20 protein-coding genes and 1 riboswitch are annotated in these 24160 nt (G+C 43.3%); of the genes, 11 read left to right on the top strand and 9 right to left on the bottom strand.

Annotated features, from left to right (window positions below; all coding sequences use genetic code 11):
- Positions 1 to 129: 129 nt before the first annotated feature.
- Entirely contained in the window at positions 130 to 654 is a 525-nt protein-coding gene (locus tag DOZ58_RS11480) for a macro domain-containing protein (protein ID WP_204355397.1), read from the top strand.
- Positions 655 to 808: 154 nt separating this feature from the next.
- On the opposite strand, the gene DOZ58_RS11475 is transcribed toward DOZ58_RS11480, so the two are convergent.
- Positions 809 to 1468, bottom strand: coding sequence for a TetR/AcrR family transcriptional regulator (locus tag DOZ58_RS11475; protein WP_111888410.1), 660 nt, complete (start codon positions 1466 to 1468; stop codon positions 809 to 811).
- A 185-nt stretch (positions 1469 to 1653) separates the two neighbouring features.
- Here DOZ58_RS11475 and DOZ58_RS11470 point away from each other — a divergent pair, with 185 nt between their 5' ends.
- The 4 genes from DOZ58_RS11470 (at position 1654) to DOZ58_RS11455 (ending at position 6136) form a co-directional block, all read left to right on the top strand.
- The gene (locus tag DOZ58_RS11470; protein ID WP_111888409.1) at positions 1654 to 2646 is read left to right on the top strand and encodes a uroporphyrinogen decarboxylase family protein; all 993 of its coding nucleotides are present in this window, start codon (positions 1654 to 1656) and stop codon (positions 2644 to 2646) included.
- A 67-nt stretch (positions 2647 to 2713) separates the two neighbouring features.
- Positions 2714 to 3799, top strand: coding sequence for a uroporphyrinogen decarboxylase family protein (locus tag DOZ58_RS11465; RefSeq protein ID WP_111888408.1), 1086 nt, complete (start codon positions 2714 to 2716; stop codon positions 3797 to 3799).
- A gap of 66 nt (positions 3800 to 3865) precedes the next feature.
- Positions 3866 to 4843, top strand: coding sequence for a uroporphyrinogen decarboxylase family protein (locus DOZ58_RS11460; protein ID WP_111888407.1), 978 nt, complete (start codon positions 3866 to 3868; stop codon positions 4841 to 4843).
- A gap of 105 nt (positions 4844 to 4948) precedes the next feature.
- Complete coding sequence (locus DOZ58_RS11455; protein WP_111888406.1) at positions 4949 to 6136, top strand: MFS transporter; 1188 nt, start codon at positions 4949 to 4951, stop codon at positions 6134 to 6136.
- A gap of 86 nt (positions 6137 to 6222) precedes the next feature.
- Here the strand turns inward: DOZ58_RS11455 and lpdA are convergent, their stop codons facing one another.
- The 5 genes from lpdA to DOZ58_RS11430 all read right to left on the bottom strand — a co-directional run bounded on the left by lpdA (position 6223) and on the right by DOZ58_RS11430 (position 13389).
- A complete protein-coding gene (gene lpdA, locus DOZ58_RS11450) occupies positions 6223 to 7608 on the bottom strand; it encodes a dihydrolipoyl dehydrogenase (protein ID WP_111888405.1) in 1386 nt (461 codons plus the stop codon).
- A gap of 23 nt (positions 7609 to 7631) precedes the next feature.
- Entirely contained in the window at positions 7632 to 8948 is a 1317-nt protein-coding gene (locus DOZ58_RS11445) for a dihydrolipoamide acetyltransferase family protein (RefSeq protein WP_111888404.1), read from the bottom strand.
- Positions 8949 to 9247: 299 nt separating this feature from the next.
- A complete protein-coding gene (locus tag DOZ58_RS11440; RefSeq protein WP_111888403.1) occupies positions 9248 to 10222 on the bottom strand; it encodes an alpha-ketoacid dehydrogenase subunit beta in 975 nt (324 codons plus the stop codon).
- A complete protein-coding gene (locus tag DOZ58_RS11435; protein WP_111888402.1) occupies positions 10219 to 11205 on the bottom strand; it encodes a thiamine pyrophosphate-dependent dehydrogenase E1 component subunit alpha in 987 nt (328 codons plus the stop codon). Before DOZ58_RS11435 ends, DOZ58_RS11440 begins: the two co-directional genes overlap by 4 nt.
- A gap of 222 nt (positions 11206 to 11427) precedes the next feature.
- Positions 11428 to 13389 carry a sigma-54-dependent Fis family transcriptional regulator gene (locus tag DOZ58_RS11430; protein WP_111888401.1) on the bottom strand — a complete coding sequence of 654 codons (1962 nt, stop codon included), beginning with the start codon at positions 13387 to 13389 and terminating at the stop codon, positions 11428 to 11430.
- Between the two features lie 335 nt (positions 13390 to 13724).
- On the opposite strand from DOZ58_RS11430, the gene DOZ58_RS11425 reads away from it, so the two are divergent.
- Together DOZ58_RS11425 and DOZ58_RS11420 are read left to right on the top strand one after the other, a co-directional pair.
- Positions 13725 to 14210 (top strand): GNAT family N-acetyltransferase, encoded by a 486-nt coding sequence (locus DOZ58_RS11425; RefSeq protein ID WP_111888400.1) that lies wholly within the window; start codon positions 13725 to 13727, stop codon positions 14208 to 14210.
- Between the two features lie 40 nt (positions 14211 to 14250).
- A complete protein-coding gene (locus DOZ58_RS11420; RefSeq protein ID WP_111888399.1) occupies positions 14251 to 14787 on the top strand; it encodes a GNAT family N-acetyltransferase in 537 nt (178 codons plus the stop codon).
- A 56-nt stretch (positions 14788 to 14843) separates the two neighbouring features.
- Here DOZ58_RS11420 and DOZ58_RS11415 read toward each other — a convergent pair whose 3' ends face one another.
- The 3 genes from DOZ58_RS11415 to thiC all read right to left on the bottom strand — a co-directional run bounded on the left by DOZ58_RS11415 (position 14844) and on the right by thiC (position 18933).
- Positions 14844 to 16271: a sensor domain-containing diguanylate cyclase gene (locus tag DOZ58_RS11415; RefSeq protein WP_111888398.1), complete on the bottom strand. Its 1428-nt coding sequence runs from the start codon at positions 16269 to 16271 to the stop codon at positions 14844 to 14846.
- A 115-nt stretch (positions 16272 to 16386) separates the two neighbouring features.
- The gene (locus tag DOZ58_RS11410) at positions 16387 to 17529 is read right to left on the bottom strand and encodes a hypothetical protein (protein WP_111888397.1); all 1143 of its coding nucleotides are present in this window, start codon (positions 17527 to 17529) and stop codon (positions 16387 to 16389) included.
- A gap of 111 nt (positions 17530 to 17640) precedes the next feature.
- Positions 17641 to 18933, bottom strand: coding sequence for a phosphomethylpyrimidine synthase ThiC (gene thiC / locus DOZ58_RS11405; RefSeq protein WP_111889752.1), 1293 nt, complete (start codon positions 18931 to 18933; stop codon positions 17641 to 17643).
- Positions 18934 to 19041: 108 nt separating this feature from the next.
- Positions 19042 to 19140: riboswitch (TPP riboswitch) on the bottom strand.
- A gap of 334 nt (positions 19141 to 19474) precedes the next feature.
- Here thiC and DOZ58_RS11400 point away from each other — a divergent pair.
- The 4 genes from DOZ58_RS11400 (at position 19475) to DOZ58_RS11385 (ending at position 24123) form a co-directional block, all read left to right on the top strand.
- The gene (locus DOZ58_RS11400; protein ID WP_111888396.1) at positions 19475 to 21595 is read left to right on the top strand and encodes an HD domain-containing phosphohydrolase; all 2121 of its coding nucleotides are present in this window, start codon (positions 19475 to 19477) and stop codon (positions 21593 to 21595) included.
- A gap of 41 nt (positions 21596 to 21636) precedes the next feature.
- Positions 21637 to 22092 carry a redoxin domain-containing protein gene (locus tag DOZ58_RS11395; protein WP_111888395.1) on the top strand — a complete coding sequence of 152 codons (456 nt, stop codon included), beginning with the start codon at positions 21637 to 21639 and terminating at the stop codon, positions 22090 to 22092.
- 146 nt (positions 22093 to 22238) lie between these two features.
- Positions 22239 to 23093, top strand: coding sequence for a DUF92 domain-containing protein (locus DOZ58_RS11390; RefSeq protein WP_111888394.1), 855 nt, complete (start codon positions 22239 to 22241; stop codon positions 23091 to 23093).
- 52 nt (positions 23094 to 23145) lie between these two features.
- Positions 23146 to 24123 carry a tocopherol cyclase family protein gene (locus DOZ58_RS11385; protein ID WP_111888393.1) on the top strand — a complete coding sequence of 326 codons (978 nt, stop codon included), beginning with the start codon at positions 23146 to 23148 and terminating at the stop codon, positions 24121 to 24123.
- The last annotated feature ends 37 nt before the right edge of the window (positions 24124 to 24160 follow it).

Genomic DNA, 24160 nt, shown 5'->3' with positions numbered 1-24160 from the left:
AGCCATGATGCCATTTGCGGCATCATGGCTTTTTTTCAAAAAGGGATTAATTTTATCGAGCACTCTGATATAATAAAAAAATGATTGGAGATATTAGAATTGAAATAATGAAGAGGTGGTGCTTGAGATATGCCATTTGAAATCATCCGAAACGATATTACTAAAATGATGGTGGACATTATTGTCAATGCCGCCAACACTGGTCTGAAAATGGGCGGCGGCGTCTGCGGCGCGATCTTTGCCGCGGCCGGGGCGGACCAGCTCCAGGCGGAGTGTGACCGGATTGGTGGCTGCGCGGTGGGTGAGGCGGTGATCACCGACGGTTATCGGTTACCGGCAAAGCGCATCATCCACACTGTCGGGCCGGTCTGGCAGAGCGGTGGTGCCAACGAGGCCAGGCTGCTGCATCGGGCCTATACCAGTTCCCTGCGGCTGGCGCTGAAACAGGATTGTAAAACGATTGCCTTTCCGCTGATTTCATCGGGCATCTATGGCTATCCCAAGGATCAGGCCTTAAAGATTGCGGTGACAGCCATCGCGGAATTTTTGCGGGAACATGAGATGTTGGTTTATCTGGTGGTTTTTGATAAAAAGGCCTTCGTCGTCAACGATGTGGTTTGCGAAATGCGGGCTAGTAATCCCCATACCAGCTAGCTGGAAGGCAGAAATTGAAGCAGACTTTGAACAGAGGAAGAATAAGAATAATTAAAAACGAATACTAACAGTATATAGCATCGTGCTATTGCTGTTAGTATTTTTTGCGATTAAATATACAGAACTTAAAACACGCCCATACTTTATTATTGAATTATTCAATAATAAAGTATGGCTTGAATTCAAAGCCAACTTTATCAATAACTTCCTTACTTTTTTTAATTACTTCGGCAATTCTTTTTTCATCAACATGCATAAACCGAAAATTCATTTCCACGATATAATCAAGACACTCTTCCAAAGTACACTTTAGCATATTATTAATAAAATCGATTATGATCGCATGAGATGCTGCGGTAGCACCCCTTGCCAGCATGCTGATTTCATCATTTTGCCGGTTAATATTAAGATGATATTGGCGATCGTGAATTTTATAAAAACTTTTATAGTGTGTTGTAAACATATCTTCATAGTTACCATTAGAACTTTCCCTAATGTACCGGGCAACATTTGGATCATGTAAAATTAAAGATGTAGAAAGCCTTATTTCAATCGCAGTACTCAACTGTAAGTCATACTTATTATTACAGAAATAAGTATGATAGAGTTTAAAAGAAATGCTATTTTTGTTATTAACAGAAAAATTTTCTGTAACTTCTTTGGCCAATAACGATTTTGTTTTAAAATGATATGAAATTAAAGATTTCGTAATATTTAAAGCTTCGGCTATTTGGTAAAAGTAGCTATCATCGTAACCGTGTTCATAAAATAATTGAGTTGCAGTTGATAAGATGTTTTCGCGCTGCGTAGACATGGATTCACCTGAAATTCTAGATTTATTTCCATTATATCAAATTCTAGATTATTTTACAAAAGAAAGTAAACTGAACATGTATAGTTTTTCGTTGACAACAGATTCGTAAAATATTATAATAAACACAAAACTGAACATGTACAGTTTGAGAGGAGAAAGAAAAATTGAATGATAAGGAGAAGCAAATGTTGACAAAGAGACAAAATCTAATGGAAACGATTAAATACGGAAAACCGGATCGCTTTGTAAAACAATATGAATTTCTTAATATGATTTTTGAAGCTGCATTTCCAATGACCGGAATTGCGATGGTGCCTGGTCAGACGAGTAAAGACGGTTGGGGAGTAACATGGACATTTATGGAGGGGCAAATTGGTGGTTTCCCAGTACATGATAAAGAACATATTGTCATAAAGGACATTGCCGAATGGGAAAAATATGTTAAGAAACCGGTCCTTCCAACGGATGATCAATCCTGGGCACCGGCAGTTGCTCATGCCAGTGCGATTGATCGAAATGAAGAATTTGTCACAGCAATGTATGCACCAGGTGTATTCGAAATGACCCATCATATGATGGGAATGGAAAATGCCTTAATGGCTTTTTATGAAGAACCGGAGGCTATGCATGCGCTGATTGATTATATTACTGGATTTGAACTGGAATTTGCGGAAATGGTAATTGATCGAATCCATCCGGATGCACTTTTTCATCATGATGATTGGGGCAGTCAGATTTCATCATTTCTTTCCCCTGAAATGTTTGCAGAATTTTTTGTGCCGGCTTACAAGAAAATTTATGGTTATTACAAAGATAACGGTGTGGAATTGGTTGTTCATCATAGTGATTCCTATGCGGCAAATCTTATTCCAGCGATGATCGAAATGGGAATTGATATTTTTCAGGGAGTTATGAACACCAACAATATTCCTGAACTGATTAAAAACTATGGCGGTCAGATATCCTTTATGGGTGGACTTCACAGCGGCGAACTTGATTTTCCGGATTGGACCCCTGAAAAAATTGCCAAAGATGTCGAGCGTGCTTGCACGGAAAATGGTAAGTTGTTTTACATTCCTTGCATCACGCATGGCGGAGCGATGAGTCATTTTCAGGGAGTCTATGAAGAAATAGATAAACAAATCGACAGAATGAGCCAAGAAATGTTTACAGAATAATCGGATAACGAATAATCAGGCATTCATTGTTTAGTAAAAAAAGTATTGAGAGCGAAAGGATAGTATTATGGAAAAAATTGAATTTTTAAAAACGGAGTTAGATCCCATCGGGGAGTACCCAAGCCTGTTTCCAGGCGTGCCGCCAACGCCGATATATCGTACACCGATAACACCAAAAGAAAATTATAAGGCTTTGTATAAAGGTGAAAAGCCAGTATGGATTCCCAATTTTTATGATCTGACAACCCTTTGTCCCGCTTGTTATCCCGATGCAATTGCGCGAGGGTTTGTTGTGAGTGCGGAGTCGGGGGATTATATGGATGATAAAAAAAAGGGCGGAAAAGATAGTTTTGGGATCGAGTGGGTTTATGAACCTTCAGCGATGGGATCGATGGTAATACCGGGAAACCCAACACTTAGAAATATATCCGAGTGGCGAGATAAAATCATCCTGCCGGATGTTGACTCGTGGGATTGGGCTCAAAGCGCAAAACGGAATAAAGACTATGCATATAATAGCTCTAATCTAGTTCAGGCCTGGATATTCACAGGGTTTTTCGAACGATTGATCTCACTACTGGATTTTGAAAATGCAGCAATAACAATGATTGATGATGAAGTTGAAGATGCAGTTCATGATTTTTTTGCAGAATGTGTCAAAATATACAAAAAAATGATAAAACACTATCAGGTCGATTTTAATGCTGATGTGATTTATTTTCATGACGATTGGGGAACTTCACAAAATTCCTTCTTTTCGTTGGAAGCATGCCGCAACTTAATCGTTCCGCACTTGAAAGACGTTGTTGATTATGCCCATGAACTGGGACTCTTTGTTGAATTACACAGTTGCGGTAAAAGTGGAAAGCTGGTTCCAGCTATGATTGAAGCAGGCGTGGATGCATGGACACCACAAGAAATCAATGATTTTGGCAGTTTGTATAAACAGTTCGGGGGCAAGATCATGTTAGGCGCATACCATCAGGTACCAATAGATGTTGATGAAGCAGCGGCAATTGAGACGGGAAGAGAATTTGTTAAAAAATATGCCGGGGCAATCCCAGAAAAACCCGTTTTTTCGGGTGATTATGCAATTCACATCAAAACAAGAGAAGCCTTATACGAAGAAAGTCGAAAATACTTGAGTGAGTAAGATTAACAGCAATGAATCAGTTAAGATAATCGTTGCGAAGTCAAAAGGGTGAAAAGAGAAGCGAAAATGATTAGTAAACGTGAGAATTATTTGATGGCTGCTCATGGAGAAAAACCATTGTGGGTACCTTCATTTGCTGAAGACAGCAATGTGTTTCTGCCAGATTTCTGGATGGAAGTTGACCCTCAGACAGGAACTGACTTTTGCAACATACGCTGGGTGGAAAATGACGCAGGCCGTATGCCTGATGAGAAATGGCGGGCAATGGAAAATTTGGATCAGTGGCGTGAGACGGTCAAATTTCCAAAGGTGGCAGAACTCGACTGGCCAGAAATGGCAGAACGTTTCAAATCGATGAGTGATCCGGAAAAGGTTAATATTGCCATACTTAATACCAATGGGATCTTTCTGATTCCGATCGATATGATTGGGTGGGTGGATGGTCTTTGCGCAATTTATGAAGAACCGGAAGAACTGGAAGCGTTTATTTCGGCGATAACGGATTTTTTGGTTGAGGTGGTCAAGTATTTTGGAGCATATATTCATCCGGATATTGTATTTACAGGCGATGATTTAGCGGCTGCTAACGGACCTTTTATTTCAAAGGAAATTTGGGAATCGCTTTATAAACCCTATTTTAAAAAAATCATTGATGCCATTCATGAGATTGGTGCACTAGCAGAATTTCATTGTTGTGGAAACTGTCAATTCCTGATCGACGCGTTTTTGGAAATTGGAGTGGATATTTGTCAGCTACCCGAGCCGAATGAAAGTCTTAGGCAGAAAAAAGAAAAGTATGGAAAGCGATTGGTACTTACCGGTGGCTGGGACAGGCATTCAGCGGCAGCCTTTCCTGGTGCATCCGAGGAAGTCGTAAGAGAATCGGTACAAAAAGCAATTGATGATTATGGCAAAAACGGGGCGTTGATATTTTGGGATGGTGGCATCTGTGGTAGCAGTGAAGATTCGCGGAAAAAAATGGAATGGGTTTTAAGTGAACTGAATAAATATGGGCGGGCTGTTTATAATCATAAATCGATATGATTTTTCATACCTTCATATTGTGATAATTGATAAAAAAAATATCCGCTTTGAATCGTGAATTTAAATAAAAAAAACTAAATTATAATTATCTTAAAGGAGACGAACATGAATCAAAAAACATCAGCTTTATCTGGATTTGCGGTATTGGCCATGGCCTTTATCACAATGGGTGTAGGAACGGTTACTCCTGCGCTTAATGTAATTTTTGGAGCCTTCCCCCAAGAATCGTTAACAACATTATTATTGGTTTCAACCTTACCATCACTGACAGTTATACCGGCAACGCTGATTGCGGGTAGCCTTGCTGGCAATAAGGTAAAATACAAAACGCTTGCTATTGTAGGTATACTACTGTTTATAATTGGTGGCGTTGCACCATATTTTGCGAGTAGCTGGACGGTGGTACTCATCGAACGTGCAGTTTTTGGTATCGGTCTGGGTATTATTTCACCATTACCGAATGCTCTAGCGATGGGTCTTTATGAAGGTGATAAAGTAGCATCAATGATGGGTATGGTTACACTTCTAATGAATATTGGTGGTATGATTCTACAATTTTTGGGCGGATTTTGTGCAGGTTTTGGATGGAATTTTGCTTTTTTACCACATGCACTTGGTATTATTTCACTGCTGGCCGTAATATTCTTTTTGCCCGAACCGCCCAAACAGAATGGCGCGATTGATGCAGGAAAAGTAATAACGAAAGAAAAAATTCCCGGAAAATTATGGGTGGTAGCAGGCGTATTTGGATTTTCCGTCATGCTGATCTATCCACTGCTGGTTAATATGTCATCATTGTTAGAAGCCGGTAATTTAGGGGATTCAACGACGGCAGGCGTTGTTCTGGCATTTTATACAATTGGCGGAATGGCCGCAGGTGCTGTATTTGGTCAGATCTTTAAAGCAACAAAAAAATACATTCTCTCAATTGGTTTATTTGCAGCCGCTATTGGAATGGCAATGGTTTTATTCGGCGGAAACGTTGTGTTAGTTACGATTGGAACAGCATTGGCGGGTTTTGCATTTTCAATCGGTATGCCAGCTGTTTTCATGATTGTCAGTATGATCATAAAATCTTCACAACAGGCTCTTGCAACATCGATTATTCTAGCGGCAATGAATCTATTTGCATTTTTATCAACTTACTGGATTGCGATGACGACATTAATTACTGGCGATGCCCTTAAGGGACCGATCCTTGCAGGAATGATGATTTTGGCAATTCTTGGAATTCTGTTTATATTCTTGAATCCAATGTCTGGAATCGTAGGATCAAAAGAAGGAACCAATTAATTACAATGAACACTCGATTCAGAAAATAATCAGCACAGGCAAAAAGTGTTTTTAGCGCTTTTTGCCTGTGCTCGTTTGTTTTTGCTTTATTTCCAGTGAATGGCCCTATTTTCCGTCGCCAGGGCCGCCTCTTTAAGCGCTTCACCAACAGTGGGATGGGCATGAATGGTCGAGATAATTTCTTCCACTGTCGATTCCAGCCGCAGTGCCAGTGCACCTTCAACAATCAGGTCGGTGGCTCGTGGTCCAAGGATATGGACACCAACAATTTCCTTGTATTTTTTATCGGAAATAATTTTGATCATCCCCTCGGTAGCACCCATAATCAGTGACTTGCCATTGGCAGCCAGTGGGAATCGGCCGATCGAATAATTTTTTTCATGGCCCCGGATATCCTCCTGAGTAAGGCCCACCCCGGCAAATTCGGGATTGGTATAGACGCAAGAGGGATTGGTTTTTTCGTCATAAACGACGTCATGGTCCATCGCATTTTCGGCAGCAACTTCCCCTTGTTGAGAGGCCACATGGGCCAGCATGGTTTTGCCCAGACAATCCCCGACGGCATAAACATTTTCTAAATTGGTCTGCATTTTAGGATTCACACTAATCCCTTTTTTATCCCAGTTGATGCTGGTGTTATCCAGTCCCAAAGTTGATAATTCGGCTTTGCGTCCAATTGCCACCAATACCTTATCACCTGAGATGTCACTCTCGTTATCGTCCTTTTTAATTCTAACGGTCGTTTGGTGCTCATCACTTTGGACTGACAGCACCTGCGCACCCGTTAAAATTTTTATCCCATCTCTCACAAGTTTTTTGCACAGCATTTCGCCCAGTTCACCATCCATAAGCGGTAGAATTCCCGGCTGCATTTCTACAATCGTTACTTTGGAACCAAACTGATTGTAAACTGACGCCATTTCCACACCAATGACGCCGCCACCAATAATCACCAGTCGCTCCGGAACATGATTTAAAGAAAGCGCCCCGGTGGAATCCAGGCAATTGGGATGATCAATGCCAGGAATCGGTGGAAGTGCCGGTACTGAACCGCTGGCAATGATAATTTTATCCGCTCGTAACTCGTCAGTTTTACCGGAAACGTCAGTCACCAGCAAGACCTCATCATTTAAAAACTGCGCAGAACCGGTAATAATCTTAACCCCATTGGCCTTAAGCAGCCCTTTGACGCCGCCGGATAGCTTGGTGCTGATCTGCTCCTTATGGGCTTGAATTTTTGTCCAATCATAACCGACCTCAGGAATGACTAAACCGATTTTTGACGAATTTTTAGCTTCGGTTAATACCTCGGCAGAATGGAGCAGCGCCTTGGTGGGGATACACCCGACATTTAGGCAGGTGCCGCCCAGCTTTTCTTTTTCAATCAGGGTGACCTGGGCGCCCAGTTGGGCCGCTCGAATGGCCGCCACGTAGCCCCCGGGGCCACCACCAATTATGGCTATATGTTTCATGGTTTTACCTTCTTTCACAGCACTTAAACAAGTAACAGCGCAGGGTTTTCGAGATATTCCCCAATTCGCTGTAAAAACTGAGCAGCCAAAGCCCCGTCAATGATCCGGTGGTCGGCGGTGAGACTCAGATTCATCATCGGTCGGATGGTGATTTCACCACCGATAACAACTGGGGTGTCAACCATCGCATCGATACCTAAAATAGCCAGTTCCGGTTGATTGATAATGGGCGAAAAAGAAGTGATCCCATAGGCCCCCAGATTAGACAGGGTAAAGGTGCCACCAACCAGATCGTCCATATTTGTGCGGCCGGCCTTGGCCTCAGTGATCAGTTTTTCGGTTTCTTCAGCGATTTGAGAAAGCGGCTTGAGGTCACAGTTTTTCACGTTAGGGACCAACAGTCCTGAATCCATACCGATGGCCAGGCCAATATGGGCATGAGGATGAAGAATCAGGGTGTCATCAACCAGGCTACCATTAATATGAGGAAATTCCAGCAAGGCCTGGGCGCAGACTTTCATGATGATATGATTAAAGGTCAGCTTGAGACCTCGTTTCTCAAATTCAGGTTTTAAGCGGGAGCGGAACTCTTTTAAGCCGGTGGCATCGACTGGTCGGGTATAGGTGACCCGAGGTGACGTACTCCAGCTTTCACTCATTCGCTTGGCAATGGTTTTGCGCATCCCTTTAAGTGGGATGCTTTGAGCGAGGGCATCGGGTGCTTGCGATTTTGTCAGTAACGCTTCAACATCTTTTTTCATAATCCGACCATCGCTGGTTACGGTGCTTAAATCAACATCCGACGCAGCAGCCATTTTTTTAGCAACCGGGGAAACAGCGGTTTTTTTATCGGCTTTATCAGTTGGTGTATAGTTATTAACATCATCCACGGTAATACTGCCCTTATTGCCAGTACCAGTGATTAGAGCGAGATCAAGGCCTTTTTCTTTGGCCATTTTTTTAGCCAACGGGGAAGCATTAATCCGGCCGCCAGCAGTTTTAACAGCGGCTTTTGAAATAGCGGGAGCGTCGTCTACAGGCGAAACAGCTGCATCGACATCAGGAGCAGAACCACCGGCTAATAATGCGGAAATATCTTCGTTAGCTTCACCGATAACTGCAATCGGTTCCAGGCAGGTAACGGTCGCTCCGTCAGCTTCGATAATTTTTAGTAGCACCCCTGCTTTGGGGGATTCAAATTCATTGGTCAGTTTATCGGTTTCGATCTCGCAGAGAATATCGCCTTCAGCAATGGGATCACCCACAGCGACATTCCAACTGGCAATGGTACCTTCTGTCATTGTCAGCCCGAACTTGGGCATGACGATTAATTGTGCCATAATAACCTCCGTATTTTTTTGATTTTATTGAGCTGTAATCTTCTAAGGATAAGATTACAGCTGGCTGTCAGATTAAGGGATAAAGCAGTACCGACAATTGTTACATCATGTTGTACGCATCGGAGCGGACACGGCAAAGCCTGTCCGATTCTGCGCGCAGGCAGTCGCCAATCATAAGCTTGCTTATAGTTGGCGACTGCCCGCGACCAATGCGGAAGGAGCACAGCGGATTTCGCATGGTGCAGCGAACAACAGATTAACAATTGGTCGGTACGGGATCTCATCGATAACCTTAAAAATTAAGCCATGACTTCCTTGATGGCGTTGTAAATGTCCACGTCGTTGGGCAGGACAAAATTTTCCAGGTTGGGTGCAAATGGAATTGGGGTATCCAGGGCGTTGACCCGTTTGATCGGGGCGTCCAGATTGAAGAAACAGGATTCGGAAATCATCGCTGCCAGTTCACCGGCGAAACTGCCGCGTTTGACTTCTTCGGTAGCAATGACCACCCGGGTTGTTTTTTCAATCGAGTCAAAAATCATCTTTTTATCCAGTGGATAAAGGGTTCGGGGATCAATGATTTCGACAGAAATTCCTTCTTTCTCAAGTTTAGCCGCGGCTTTAAGTGCTTCATGAACCATTTTACCGGTGGCAACCACGGTGATATCGGTTCCTTCGCGCTTGATGTCGCCGACGCCTAATTTAATCGGAACAACCACATCATCGACTTCGCCCTTCATACCATACATCGCTTTGTGTTCGACAAACATTACCGGATCTTCATCGTCGATGGCACTGAGCATCAGACCCAGGGCGTCTTGTGGTGTTGATGGAAAAACGACCTTTAATCCGGGCACATGTGTTAACCAGGCTTCTAATGATTGGGAATGTTGGGCTGCGGCACTAACACCACCACCACCAGGTAAACGGACAACCATCGGAACGGAGATGTTTCCGCCGAACATATAACGCATTTTGGCAGCCTGATTGACCAACTGATCCATCCCAACGGTTAAGAAGTCAATAAACATCAGCTCGGCAATGGGGCGTAAGCCAGTGGCGGCTGAACCGACGGCACAGCCGATGATAACGCCTTCGGAAATAGGGGTATCCCGGACGCGTTTATCGCCAAATTCATCGAATAGACCGGCGGTGACACCAAAACAGCCACCAAAAGCCCCGACATCTTCTCCGAAAATACAAACATTTTCGTCTTCTTGCATTCTAATGCGCATTCCTTCACGAATGGCTTCTCCATATGTCATTTGTTTCATCTCTGTCGAACCTCCTCAACAATATCAAAGTAAATATCTTTTACCGCACTGGATAATTCCGGATAGGCACTGGCATTGGCAAACTCAATCGCTTCAGCAATTTCTTTAACCACGGAATCCTGGAGTGCTTTTAGTTCTTCAGCTGTTACAATTTCGCTGTCGATCATGTGTTTCTCAATTCGCGGCATGGGATCTTTTTTCATCCACATTTCCTGCTCTTCGATGGGTTTGTATTTTCCGGCATCGCCTTCGAAATGGCCGCGGTGGCGGTACGTTTTGCATTCGATGAGGGTCGGACCCTGACCGTTTCGGGCCCGTTTAACGGCTTCAACAGCGGCTTCGTGAACCGCAATCACGTCATTGCCATCGACCGAGATGCCGGGAATACCATAGGCGCTACCGCGGTCAGCAATATCTTTAATGGCCTGATGACGGGATTGACTCATGGAGATGCCGTAGCCATTGTTTTCACAAACAAAAACAACCGGCAGTTTCCAGATGCTGGCCAGATTCATCGACTCATGAAAGGTTCCCTGATTGGTTGAGGCATCGCCAAAAAAGCAGACGCAAACCTGATCAGTGCCTCGGTATTGCGCACTAAAACCTGCTCCCACCGCCAGGTTATGACCGGCACCCACAATCCCGTTGGCGCCAAGAATGCCTTTGGTAGCGTCGGCAATGTGCATGGAACCGCCTTTGCCTTTGCAGTAACCGGTTTCTTTTCCGTATAATTCGGCCATCATGTATTTCAGATCGCCACCTTTGGCAATGATGTGACCGTGGCCGCGGTGCGTACTGGTGATGTAGTCCTCATCGTTAAGAGCCTGGCAGACACCGGTGGCAACAGCTTCTTCACCTAAATAGAGGTGAACAAAACCGGGGATGGCACCTTCGGCAAAAAGGTTCATGGCCTTTGTTTCAAATTCCCTGATCCGTTTCATGCGGATGTACATGTCTTTGATAATCGCTTTATCAAGTTTCATAAATTCAGTGTTCTCCTTTTTTGTATTATCCAAAGATTTTAGATGACTTATCTAATAACAAGAACCGTGCCAACTTTAAAAATCAGTTGGATATTTTTTTTAAATGGCTTAAGCATAGGATTTAATCTGGGTGGGGGAGTCTTTTGCACAAAAAAAGATACACCGGATTTCTCAGGCGTATCTCATATTCGCGAATTGGTTGTCTCAAAAACGATAAAATTCTCACATTTGAGACATATAGCGATAATCTTTGATGTCAATATTGTATTTTTTTATTTTCCGGTAAAGTGAGGCGCGACTGAGGCCCATCATTTCGGCTGAGGCTTCCACACAACCCTGGGTTTCTTTTAGTATTTTTTCAAGATTTGCTTTAACCAGGTCGTCCAGGGTGGGGCTGGCGGCTGTCGGTAGAACCTTGGTTTCTTCGCGATACTTTGGTGGCGGTGTAGGCAGATAATCGCTTGAGATAATGGGTTCCGGACAGAGGTAAAAGGTTCGCTCGATGTAATTCTGGAGTTCTCTGACGTTACCTGGCCAGGGGTGAAGTTTAAGCCCTTCCAGAAATTCTTTTGAAAAGGTTTTGGTATGCTCAGGATATTCCCGGTTAAGCCGATCGAGGAAGTGGGAGGCGGCCCAGACAAGATCATCACCCCGAACCCGCAGCGGCGGAATATGAAGGTAAATCACATTCAGACGGAAATAGAGATCTTCCCGGAAATTCCTTTTTTTAACCTCCTGCTCCAAGTTACGATTGGTGGCAGCAATAATTCGGATATTTAGTTTGCGTTCACTTTGACTACCGATTCGTGAAACCGTATTTGTTTCTACCACCCGGAGCAATTTAGCCTGAACTTCCAGCGGCATTTCGCCAATTTCGTCCAGGAAAATGGTGCCGCCTTCGGCCAACTCAAATTTCCCGGGCTTGCCCTCGCTAAGAGCCCCGGTAAAAGCACCTTTGACATAGCCGAAGAGTTCGCTTTCGACCAGATCCCGGGGTAAACAGGCACAATTGACGACAATAAAAGGGCCCTGGGAAAAGGAGCTGGCCCGGTGAATAGCGTGGGCAAACATCTCTTTACCGGTACCACTTTCGCCTTCGATGAGGATACATTTTTTAAAGCGGGCCATCTTTTCGGCCGTTTTGATAATCATCCGCATCTGCGGATTCTGGGTGATGATGTCGGAAAAGGTATAAGTCGCCACGTTACCGCTGACCCGGTTGACGGCGCTGTGGAGGTGTTTGATTTCGCGGATACCAATGGAGTAGCCTTGAATTTTATCGTTTTCCAGAATCCGGGAAACATTGGCGCTACATTGAATTTTTCGACTGCCGATATGAGCGGTGACATCAGTATAATAACGCGTTGTCTCTTCTAAATCCCAGCATTCACCAGCCAGATCGAGTTTTTTAAAGATTTTTTTAAAGCCGAGTTCATTAAATTCATCCATACTAAGATGGAGAACTTTTTGAGCACCAATATTCATCCATTGCAGATTAACGTTCTCATCGGTAACTAGAATACCATCTTCGGTGCTGTCCAGGGAGGCTGACATGGATCGATAGGTATGGGATAGGGCCAGTTCATTTTCGATACTGTAGGCGGCCGCGACAACAATCCCCAGGGTATGAGAGTGAAGTTTGTGACTTTCCCCGGACATGTTGAGAACGCCAATGATTTCACCTTTTACATTGTGAATGGTGGTGGCGGAACAGGTCCACGTATGGTGGGAAACACAATAGTGTTCAGCGCCCACTACGTGAACGGGTCCATCTTCGTCCAGAGCGATGCCAATAGCATTGGAACCGACCGCTTCGTTGGTCCAGACGGTGCCTTTTAAAAAACGCAGTTCGGAAGCCCGCATACTGACGACCTCATCCCCGATGGTGTCCAGTAGTACCCCGTTTTTATCAGTTAGAACCAGAACAAAGTGGGATGATAAAACGATTTCATAAAGGTTTTGCATAATTGGTTGGGCGATTTTGATCAGCTCCCGGTTTTCCGCCAACACCTGCTCGAGTTGGCAGGCATCAATACTTTCGCCTTTACCACCATTTACATCCATTTTTATATTTTGACAGTGGTTCCAGGAACGCTGGATAATTCGCCGGGTATTTTCATCCAGAATGCCACGTTCGACAAAGTTTGTCCAATTGTTTTTTAGTTTATTCAGATCAGGTTCCATCTTAGTTAATCCTTTCTGCAAAGAATACGGTAAAGCAACAGAGCACGGGTATGCTGTCGAAGACGCGTTGAAGGTCGGTGAAAATAGAATTAGTCTTAGCGATCGCTACAGTAGTGGACAAAGACGATTGGTCTTATTGATTCACATTATAGCGGAGTTTTTAAAATAAATCAAAAATAATTGTAAAAAATAAGAATTACTAAAATTTGGGGTGGCAGCGAAATAGCAGGCCTTTTTTTTGTTGGAGAAAAGTAGGACTTATGTTATATTGAATAATTATAGTTGGTGTTTGAGAAAAACAATTGGTACAAAGTAATAGGTTTTAGGAGGTGTCGATGGATATCGAAATGAGACAATTAAATCAAGAAGATGTAAAACAGGCGACAGAAATTTGGAATTATATCGTCGCCGAGGCAAATAGTTTTCCCGGTGACAAACATCTTAGTGAAAAAGAGGCAGCAGCGATGTTTACCCAGCAGACCAAAACGATTTGTGCCCGGTGCGGGGAAGCGGTTGTGGGGCTTTACATTCTTCATCCTAATAATATTGGTCGGTGCGGGCATATTGCTAATGCTTCATTTGGGGTTGCAAAAGAATATCGGGGCAAAGGCATTGGACGTCTGCTGGTGGAAGACTGCCTCATGCGCAGCAAGGAAAGTGGCTTTAAAGGTCTCCAGTTTAATGCGGTGGTGGCGACCAATTATCCCGCTATCACCCTGTATTTGAAACTGGGTTTTAAAATCATTGGGACCATTAAAGAAGGCTATCGACTAAACGATAATAGCTATGTGGACACGCTTATTTTTTTAAAAAGTTGGTAAGTAGTTTGCATAAAAATTATAAAATAAAGAAAGTGATGTGATGACAATCGAACGATTGAAATTAGATGAAAAAGATTTTGAAAAAATATATCAACTGATGGTGTGTTCTTTTCCTAAGGAAGAGATCAGAACCCGGGAAAACGCAAGGGCTCAGCTTAGGGATCCCAATTACACCATTTGGACTTCAAAAAACGAAGCGGATGAAATCCTAGGTTTTATTGCTGAATGGGATATGGGTTCAACTGTCTTTGTGGAACATTTCGCGGTGGACCCGACAAGGCGGAGCGGCGGAATCGGTTCGGGAATGATGGCCGCTTATTTGTCGCGGACTTCAAAGCCGGTGATGATTGAGGTGGAGGATGAAAAAAATGAAATCAACTTACGCCGGATTGGGTTTTATCAGCGGTTGGGGTTTCACCTGTCTGAATACGGTTATGATCAGCCGGTGATGCGGGGTGATGCGAGTAAAAAAATTCCGCTTAAAATAATGCGTTTTCCTCAGCCTTTGACAGAAGAAGACTTTAAAAATTTTAGATACCAGGTATTTACCCAAATCTATAAATCGATCGATGCATAGATAAATAAAAAGGATGGATTGCTGTATGGCAATTCATCCTTTTTTCGACTTTATGATTAAAGCAGGGTAACCTGATTTTTACCGTTGGTCTTGGACTGATAAAGGGCGTTGTCAGCTCGCCGGACGATGGTATCTTCGGTATCGATATCAATGGCTTGGGTTACCCCGATACTGACGGTGATATTAAATTTTGCAAGCAATGGGTCATTAACAATTTCAAGTCGCAGGGTCTCTAGTTTTTCAGCGGCTAAAACCCCAGAAAGGTAAATAATACCGCTAAACTCGTCACCACCCCAGCGAGTGATGAGATGATCACTAAGAGCTGTTTTGCATAGTGTCATCACATGTTTTAAGATCTTGTCCCCCTGTAGATGACCGTGGGTATCGTTGACGTCTTTAAAGTGATCCAAATCAATTAGGAAAACCGACCAGAAGTCCTTTGTTTCATCAGTCAGAGCCAGTGTGGTTTTTAAATTCTGATCGAAATCTTTCCGATTGGAGAGGATACCCAAATTATCCAGCAGAGCCAGTTGTTTCATTTGATGATCATTTTTTATAATGATTCGCTGGACAATGATCAGCACAGAGGCCAGGACTAAAATGACAATAAAGAGATCATAGTATAATTGTTGATTAAAGGACTGAGCCAGCTCTGAGGTGTCTTTTCTAATGATCAGATACCAGTTTAGTTCTTCAATATAGTGACTGATGATATATTGCTGATTATATAAATTATCATCATTAAACACATTGATGGTGTCGGCTTTATTATAAAGATCAGAGCCGATGGTGGCATAAATTTCCAGATCGTTGATATTTTGATTTTCAATCAGATTGGGATTGGTGTGAGCCTGAATCAAGCCCGTTTCATCAACGAGAAAGGCTTCCAGATCATAATCCCGTTCAAAATTCTTAAGTAGCTCCTGGACATAAGTCATTTCAATTCCGACCCCGGCCACGCCCAGAAGGTTTCCCTGCTCATCTAGTATTTTACAATTGATAAAGATCGTCAAGCGTTGGTTATCGACCTGATCCTGATCGACATCCAGGATATAAAGCTGATCCTGATTGATAAAGTCGTAATACCATTGATCGTGGTCATCCTGGGGAGAAATGGTTTTAAATAAGCCATTGTAATGAAAATAGTGTAGCGATTTGGCTGAAATCAAAAAGACAGAATGGTAATTATATTTGCTTCGGATTCCCCACAAATAGTCAATGATTTCATGGTTTTGCGAAGAATCTTCCTGCTGGAGCCACTGCTTGACAAAACTGTCGTTAGCCATGGTCAGGCTGACAAAGATCGGTTTGGTCAGTTCGTTGTTAATTTCTGAGTAGATATTAGTGGAGGTGAGTTTGGAAATATTTAGTACATCATCTTTAATGATCTTGCTGTAGGTTGCAAAGCTGAAGAACACAATAGCAACGATACCAATGAGTATGATTAGTGAGATCAGCAGTCCGACTTTATTTCGTTGTTTCATAATGCCCTCATCAGTTAAGTTTTATTTCAATTTTAAACAATAAAAAGAGGTTTTGTCAATCAAAATTAACAAAACCTTTTATTTGGCGGATCGTAATGAAATTAAGTTTTAGCTCTTAGATACTCAGATCAATATGCTGAATCGTTCCGGCCGAACCATTTTCATTAAGATAGATGCCAGTGCGTTGCAGTTGGCCATCGGTTTGATTGTCGGCCCCTTTGAGTGCGAAGCTGGTGCTGACATTGCCCAGATAAATGGCGCCTACGCCTTTCTGACCCAGTGCCACTAACACATCGTTACCGGAGGAATCTTTGGACCAGATCTGTAGCTTATCATAGATGGGATCGTTCTCGTCGATCCAGTTATTGCCATCGGAATCATATTTTGCCAAATCATCAAAACCGTTGCCGCTTTGCGGGCCGAACAGCTCACTGCCGTCATTAATTTTACCATCGCCATTAAGGTCCAAGGCCAGGAAACCGCTGCCGGGACTAACAAAGGAAATTTGATCCAGGGTGCCGTTGGCATCAATATCAAAGGCATATTTCTGCTGCGTCAGCGAGGTGGTGGCGGCACCGAAATTAATAACCAGCGGGTCAACCTGAACCGGCTCATTGCCAGCTTTGATATTGAGATTGGAATAGGACATAAATTCCCGGCTGAGGGAAAGTTGCAGATTGACATTGATTTCTCGGCCATCGGCAGTTTTCACCATTGCCTGAGCCTGAAATGAAGTACTTTCAGATTCATAGTGGGTGACGCTCTGATTGTATTCAAAGCCGCCACTAGGAGAAGCACTGCGGGGTTGAGCACCGGCTAAACCCTGAGCCCACCCGGCGGCAGCGGTCAGTAGTGCACTTCGACTGGCATAGGCGTTTTGAATGGACTGACTCATTTTCGGATTTTCCAAAGTAATTTTTTTAGGCATCACAAATTTCATTTTTTTTCGGGTTAATGCCTTAAGCATTTGTTCTAGTAGCGTTAGCTCCTGTTCTTCTTTACTGGAGAGCGAAGCGGTTTCATCTCCCGAGGCCACTGTTGACACTGGGGTTTGATTTGATATAGGGGTTTGAGCAGGTAACTTTTTAGCTTGTTCTGACAACTCAAGGATATCCATCCCCTTTGCAGAAGCGCTGGCTGTGGTTGAAGTTACGGCATTGCCCTGAGCATCCCAAACTCTCAAAGATCCGACAGATTTGGTTGCTTCCCTATAACTGCTTTGACTTGCCATTGTGACGGTTGAACTTTCGATTTTCATAAATCCACCTCCATGTTTTTACGAAATGATCACGCCCAAAAAGACGTAATCCGTTAGAATTAATATCGGCAGATCAAAAAAAAAGATAAGTGCTAAATTAAATAAAGTTGATCAGTTCTCAGGATGGAGTGTCACGGTTTTGCCTTCAAGAATCATATTAGTGGTGCGCACCGCGCACATTTTGCCACACATCGAGCAGCTATGTTTTTCTTCGGTGGGGGTGCTTTCGTAATAGTCTTTGGCTTTTTCGCCATCAATAGCCAGTTCGAACATGGCATCCCAATCGATCTTTCGCCGGGCGTCAGACATCTTGTTATCCCAGTCTCGCGCGTTGGGTATACCTTTGGCAATATCGGCAGCATGGGCGGCAATCTTTGTTGCAATAATCCCTTCCTTGACATCATTAGCATCCGGGAGGCGCAAATGCTCGGCTGGGGTTACATAGCAAAGAAAATCGGCCCCATTGGCAGCGGCAATAGCTCCGCCAATGGCAGCGGTAATATGGTCATAGCCTGGGGCAACATCAGTTACTAAGGGGCCAAGAACATAGAAGGGCGCATTATGACACAATTTTTTCTGAAAAACAATGTTGGCGGAAATTTCATTAATCCCCATATGACCAGGTCCTTCAACCATTACCTGGACATCCTTAGCCCAAGCCCGTTTGGTTAGGTGACCCAGTTCGATGAGTTCACTGAGCTGAGAAGCATCGGAGCTGTCATCAATGCAACCAGGGCGCAGGGCGTCACCTAAACTGATGGTGACATCAAACTCCCGGAGGATCTTAAGAAAATCATCATAATATTCGTAAAAGGGATTTTCATTACCCGTCATTTCCATCCAGGCAAAGAGCAGTGAGCCGCCCCGGGAGACAATATTTGTTCGCCGTCCATCCCGCTTAAAGGCTTCTACCGCCCGTTTATTAATGCCGGCATGAATCGTCATAAAGTCAACCCCTTCTTCGGCGTGGGCTCGGACAACCCGCATAAAATCCTGGGCGGTAATTGCAAGTAGATCTTTGTCAAGATAACCGATGGCATCATACATCGGAACCGTACCAATCATTGCAGGGGACATTTTAATGAGTTGTTTTCTAAAAGTGTTGGTTTTCCCGTAGTTACTTAAGTCCATAATCGATTCGACCCCAAATTTTAGAGAGAGGTTTACCTTCTCCAGTTCCGCCTCATAGTTTAGACAATCTCCCGATACGCCGAGATTCACATTGGTTTTAGTTTTCAGACCGGTGCCAACACCTTCCGGCGAAAGGGAATGATGTCTGATATTGGCTGGTATAGCAACCTGGCCGCAGCCGACCAGAGCCATAAGTTTGGCAGCATCCATATTTTCCTTTTGTGCCACTGTTTTCATTTCCGGGGTGATAATCCCCTTTTTTGCCGCTTCCATTTGAGTTTTGTAGTTTTTCACAATACATTCCTTTCAAATCAGAGATTTTTAGGCACAAAAAAAGTGCCTTCCCGAATAGGAAAGCACTGAAAACACGTATTTGAAAATTAGCCAAAACGCCTTGCTTCCCTACGTCAGTATTAACTAACAGGTTCAAAGGGTCAGGTTTTAACCTTCTCAACTTTATAAGTCCCCCCGCAAATCAGTATTTAATTGCCAACATTATATCATGTAAAGTAAAAATGTCAAGAGCTAAGAGCTGGTTTAGTTAGGAGGGCAAAATAAGATAGAACATGAAAAAAATAGGGTTAAATTAGTAAATAAAAACTGTCATTTTAAGGTTATTATTGTTATGATAGGATCAAATAGAATTACTTTAATTAGAGTAGCCCTGGTGGATTGAAGCAATCAAAGGATGAGAGAAAATATGCGCTATAATTAGAATGATGCTTACGGAATAATAGTAAACAACGGTATATAGAAAACGATTAAATAAATTAAATTGAGCGGAGTCAGTTTAAAAAGACAGAGATGGTGTCATATGAAATTAAAACATAAAGCAATTATGATCGCCTTGTGCAGTGCCGCCGTGCTCTTGGGCCTTACCTATGGGATTTTTTACGGGGTTTTCTATGGCTATGTTGAGGAAGCCCAGAGAATACAGATCAGCAAAGATTTTGAAATGGTTGAAACCATCATCGAAAATGAAAAAGAAGACCTCAATAGTATTTTGAAAGATTGGGCCTATTGGGACGATACCTATCGTTTTATAAACGACCGGAATCCAAGCTACGTAACCGTGAATCTTAATCCGGCGTCCCTGGAAAACTTGAGCTTAAATATGATGCTCTTCGCAAATCAAAACAATGAGGTGATCGCTTATTCGGATTTTGACCTGAAAAATGAAGAAACGGTTGCCTTGATCGAAAAAATCAGACAAAACAACTTTTATAGCGGATCGATCACTGATGGTGAGGACGCTAAAACAGATCTGATTATTCTGAATGGGCAGCCATATCTGATTGCCTCCGGGCGGGTTAATAATTCCAGTCGTACAGCAACAAGTAATGGTAGTATGGTGATGTTCAAAAATGTTGATAAGGAAATGACCGCTTACATTGAAGTACTAACCGGCGTCAATGTGGAATTCAGAGAAGCCGGGTCGGCTGCCGTCGTTTTGGAAAACCAGATTGTCAAAAGAGAATTTGCTGGAAAACCTTATCTCACAGCCAGTCGTCTTCAGCGGGATAGCTACGATGAGGAAACCATCTTAATGACAATTTCCCGGATTGAAGAAAACTATAGCTTTGTAAAAGATCAGTTTAATCTGTTTATGGCCAGTTTCATTCTTATTCTGATAGTCATCCTCAGCATTGATTATTTTATTGTCGATCGGTATTTTTTAAAAAGAATTGAAAAACTCATCGCCTTTACCAAAGAAGTGGGGTTAAAACGAGATACGACCTTATCCATCGAAATGGATGGAAAGGATGAACTAAAAATGCTGGCGGTTTCAATCAATCAGATGCTTAAGCAAATAAATCAGGCCAATCAGCGTATCAAATCCAATATTACCAAAAGAAAAACAAAAGAGGAAGAAGTTTTGTTTTTAAGTTATTCTGATCCCTTGACCCGGCTTAAAAATCGCGATTATATGAAAATGCAGTTTGAATCCATCAGTCGTCAGAATGAGAGCCACTATTTTATTATCATGTGTGATATCAACGGCCTTAAACTGACAAATGATGCCTTTGGCCATCAGGAAGGTGATCAGGTACTGATTACCGTAAGCAATGTGCTCAGACGAATTTGTAGGCCGACCGATATAATTTCAAGATGGCCTGGAGATGAATTTGTTATCTTACTCAAAGACATTACTCAGGAGGAAGTCTGCCAAATCATTCAAGAGATTACCAATGAAATTGAAAAAATCCCGGGTTTTCATTTAAAGATCAGTGTGGCTATGGGCTATGCTGAAAAGAGTGAAGACCTAAAAAGACCGGAAGATGTACTAAACCTGGCGGAGAACCGAATGTACCGCAATAAGCTGATGGAAAGCAGCAGTTCCAGAAATGCCACCATTCGAACGTTAGCTAGAACGCTTCACGAAAAAAGTACTGAGACGGAAGCCCACACCATGCGGATCGGCCTATTGAGTAAAGCCCTGGGAAGCCGTTTGGATTTACGCAAAGATCAGCTGGATGATTTGGAGCTGTTATCGTTACTGCATGACATCGGCAAAATCGGGATACCAGAGTATATTCTTGACAAACCGGCCAAGCTTAGTCATGACGAATGGGAGATTATAAAAACCCATCCGGAGATTGGCTATCGGATTGCGAAGTCGACTCCAGCGCTTGAACATATTGCCGATTATATTCTGGCGCACCATGAAAAATACGATGGAACTGGCTATCCCAATGGCTTGAGCGCCCAGGATATTCCTTATCTGGGCCGAATCATCACCGTGGTAGATTCCTTTGATGTGATGACTCATAGTCGCAGCTATAAAAAAGCCAATGATTTAGCTTATGCTATCGGTGAATTGAAAACCTGTTCGGGAACCCAATTTGATCCAGAAATTGCGAAGGTCTTTCTTAAAATGATTGAGGAAGAAGGATTGCCAGTGGAACTTGAGATTTCAATAATAACGGAGGATTAGAAAAATTAAAAACAAGATAAAAATATAAGGAGGAAGAAGTTATGGCAGAGATAATTCAATTAGGGGCAATGGCTCCGGATTTTGCATTGCAGGATCAAAATGGTGAGGTGGTCACGCTAAGTCAGTTAAAAGGAAAAAAGGTGCTTCTGTCCTGGCATCCGCTGGCTTTTACATCGGTGTGCACCGATCAAATGCGCTCGCTTGATCGCAATGCGAACCGATTCGAGGAAAAAAACACCATCGTGTTGGGTCTTAGTGTTGATCCCCAGCCCAGTAAATCAGTGTGGGCCCGGGCGTTATCCTTAAAACACATCAGAATTTTGTCAGACTTTGTCCCTTTAGGTGAGGTAGCCAGAGATTATGGGATCTTCAACGAAGAGCATGGGGCGTCAAAAAGAGCGAATATTCTGATTAATGAAACGGGAATGGTGATTTGGGTTAAAAAATACGAAATTCGTACCCTACCGGATGTGGAAGAAGTGTTGGGAAAAATGTAATAAAGCAAAAATAATGTGTTGAAGTTGTCAAAAGATCATCAGTAGAAGTAAAATCTATGAAGCTGCCATTTTTAATACCCCGGGTAACCGGGGTGTTTTTTGAAGTATTTGGGGTATGAAAAAGACATACTTGAAAGGAGGTCAAAATGGAAAATTTAACCGACTATAGTTTAGTGGCTCAAACAGGATCGATCCTGGAGCATGTGATATACATTTTCTTTTCTTTGGCAGGCGCTTTTTTTGCATACTGGCGAAAATCATTAAGGCCTTCGGCGGCTTTGGGAGCCTTTCTCTTGGCAGTAGCCTTGTATTTAGCAGGGGGACCCCTATTCTTTATACTATTGATGGTCTTTTTTTTAAGTTCCACCTTTTTGTCGCATTTCAAAGCCGGTTTAAAAGATCCGATTGCGGCCAGAATCCATGCCAAGTCTGGTCCCCGGGATATTGTTCAGGTGGTTGCCAATGGAGGAGCGGCACTGATTATGGCGGTGCCCTTTGCCATATCTCAGAACCCCGCCTATCTGGTGGCAGTGGCGGCTTCATTTGCAGCCTGTAATGCCGATACCTGGGCTTCGGAAATCGGCATTCTCAGCCGCAGGGCACCAGTTTCGCTAATTACCCTAAAACCTGTTAATCAGGGATTGTCCGGTGGGGTCAGCCCTTTGGGCCTTCTGGCTTCCTTGGGCGGCTCGGCAGTGGTGGCTTTGACCTATGGTCTTTTTCAATTGATGGCTGGAAACAGCGGTGAACTCCTGTGGATGCAAATGGGTATTATTACTTTGGGAGGCCTGTTGGGGTCAATTCTGGACAGCTTAATGGGTGCTGCGATCCAGGCCAAATACATCAGCAGAGAAACCGGAGAACTAACTGAAAAATCAAGCTATAACAATAAACCCAACCAGTTGCATAGCGGGTTAAGCTTTGTAAATAATGATTTTGTCAACTTTGCCAGCTCCTTGCTGGCCGCCGTATTGGTTTTTATTTTTATCGACTTCCAGTGAAAATGGGTTGCATAAACAATATTATTTTGGGGGATAGGAAAGGAAAGTTGCGATGATCAAGCAGGCAGTTTTTCAGGGTAAAAACAAGAAACGACGCTATTTTGAAGGGTGGTATTACAAATGCATTAGCGCGGATCGGAAACATGCCATTGCCATTATTCCGGGAATGGCGATCGATCCTCAGGGAAATAAGCAGGCGTTTATTCAAGTGATCAATGCCGCAAATGGAAAAACCTGGTATCATCCTTTTCCTTATTTCGAGTTCAAGGCTAGAACAGATGAATTTGACGTAGAAATTGAAAACAATGCTTTCAATGCTCAGGGTCTGTCTTTAAATGTTGACACCAAGGAGGGGAGTATCAAAGGGCGGCTGACCTTTGATGAAATCCATCCTTTTCCCAGAGGACCAAAGCATCCCGGGATTATGGGGCCTTTTGGGGTAATCCCCTTTATGGAATGCTACCATGCGATCCTTCATTTATATCATGAGATCAAGGGCGTTATTGAGCTTGATGGTGAGTTGCTAGATTTCAATGGGGGCGTGGGTTATATTGAAAAAGACTACGGCCGGTCATTTCCCAAAACCTATCTCTGGCTTCAGGCCAGTCACTTTGCAGGCGGAAATGCTTCTTTTGTTTTTTCGCGGGCCAACATTCCTTTTTTAGGACTGGAATTTCCGGGTTTTTTCGCCTATTTTACTGACTTTAAAACGATTACCCGGCGTTTCGCCACCTATAATTTTTCCCGGCTGGAAAAATGGGAAGTGGATACAGAAAAGGGAACCTGCGCCGGAGTGCTGGAAGGTCCGAATGGGTCGCTTGCTTTTAGTGCTTTGATGAACAGTGGTGGTAGGCTTCGGGCACCAGTGGATGGCCTGATGGATCGGGAGATCATTGAGAGTATTACTGCCAAAGTTTGGGTGTGTTTAACAAATAATCAGGGCGTTGTTCTCTTTGAAAGCGCCAGCAATGAAGCTGGAATGGAAATATGTCTAGACGATCAGGTCGCTTCGAACAAAGAATCAGAATAACGGAAATTAAGGAACGACCTCTATTGCCGAGCGGAAA

Origin of the sequence: Acetobacterium sp. KB-1 (genome assembly GCF_003260995.1) — a bacterium.
In the GTDB taxonomy this organism is placed as follows: Bacteria; Bacillota; Clostridia; order Eubacteriales; family Eubacteriaceae; genus Acetobacterium; species Acetobacterium carbinolicum.
Note: the sequence above shows the minus strand (reverse complement) of the source record. Positions and strands in the feature narration are given on the sequence as shown.

Excerpts from the sequence above, each read along its gene's own strand:
- DOZ58_RS11480 (WP_204355397.1), top strand. The coding sequence starts at position 130 with ATGCCATTTGAAATCATCCGAAACGATATTACTAAAATGATGGTGGAC.
- DOZ58_RS11475 (WP_111888410.1), bottom strand. The coding sequence starts at position 1,468 with ATGTCTACGCAGCGCGAAAACATCTTATCAACTGCAACTCAATTATTT.
- DOZ58_RS11470 (WP_111888409.1), top strand. The coding sequence starts at position 1,654 with ATGTTGACAAAGAGACAAAATCTAATGGAAACGATTAAATACGGAAAA.
- DOZ58_RS11465 (WP_111888408.1), top strand. The coding sequence starts at position 2,714 with ATGGAAAAAATTGAATTTTTAAAAACGGAGTTAGATCCCATCGGGGAG.
- DOZ58_RS11460 (WP_111888407.1), top strand. The coding sequence starts at position 3,866 with ATGATTAGTAAACGTGAGAATTATTTGATGGCTGCTCATGGAGAAAAA.
- DOZ58_RS11455 (WP_111888406.1), top strand. The coding sequence starts at position 4,949 with ATGAATCAAAAAACATCAGCTTTATCTGGATTTGCGGTATTGGCCATG.
- lpdA (WP_111888405.1), bottom strand. The coding sequence starts at position 7,608 with ATGAAACATATAGCCATAATTGGTGGTGGCCCCGGGGGCTACGTGGCG.
- DOZ58_RS11445 (WP_111888404.1), bottom strand. The coding sequence starts at position 8,948 with ATGGCACAATTAATCGTCATGCCCAAGTTCGGGCTGACAATGACAGAA.
- DOZ58_RS11440 (WP_111888403.1), bottom strand. The coding sequence starts at position 10,222 with ATGAAACAAATGACATATGGAGAAGCCATTCGTGAAGGAATGCGCATT.
- DOZ58_RS11435 (WP_111888402.1), bottom strand. The coding sequence starts at position 11,205 with ATGAAACTTGATAAAGCGATTATCAAAGACATGTACATCCGCATGAAA.
- DOZ58_RS11430 (WP_111888401.1), bottom strand. The coding sequence starts at position 13,389 with ATGGAACCTGATCTGAATAAACTAAAAAACAATTGGACAAACTTTGTC.
- DOZ58_RS11425 (WP_111888400.1), top strand. The coding sequence starts at position 13,725 with ATGGATATCGAAATGAGACAATTAAATCAAGAAGATGTAAAACAGGCG.
- DOZ58_RS11420 (WP_111888399.1), top strand. The coding sequence starts at position 14,251 with ATGACAATCGAACGATTGAAATTAGATGAAAAAGATTTTGAAAAAATA.
- DOZ58_RS11415 (WP_111888398.1), bottom strand. The coding sequence starts at position 16,271 with ATGAAACAACGAAATAAAGTCGGACTGCTGATCTCACTAATCATACTC.
- DOZ58_RS11410 (WP_111888397.1), bottom strand. The coding sequence starts at position 17,529 with ATGAAAATCGAAAGTTCAACCGTCACAATGGCAAGTCAAAGCAGTTAT.
- thiC (WP_111889752.1), bottom strand. The coding sequence starts at position 18,933 with ATGGAAGCGGCAAAAAAGGGGATTATCACCCCGGAAATGAAAACAGTG.
- DOZ58_RS11400 (WP_111888396.1), top strand. The coding sequence starts at position 19,475 with ATGAAATTAAAACATAAAGCAATTATGATCGCCTTGTGCAGTGCCGCC.
- DOZ58_RS11395 (WP_111888395.1), top strand. The coding sequence starts at position 21,637 with ATGGCAGAGATAATTCAATTAGGGGCAATGGCTCCGGATTTTGCATTG.
- DOZ58_RS11390 (WP_111888394.1), top strand. The coding sequence starts at position 22,239 with ATGGAAAATTTAACCGACTATAGTTTAGTGGCTCAAACAGGATCGATC.
- DOZ58_RS11385 (WP_111888393.1), top strand. The coding sequence starts at position 23,146 with ATGATCAAGCAGGCAGTTTTTCAGGGTAAAAACAAGAAACGACGCTAT.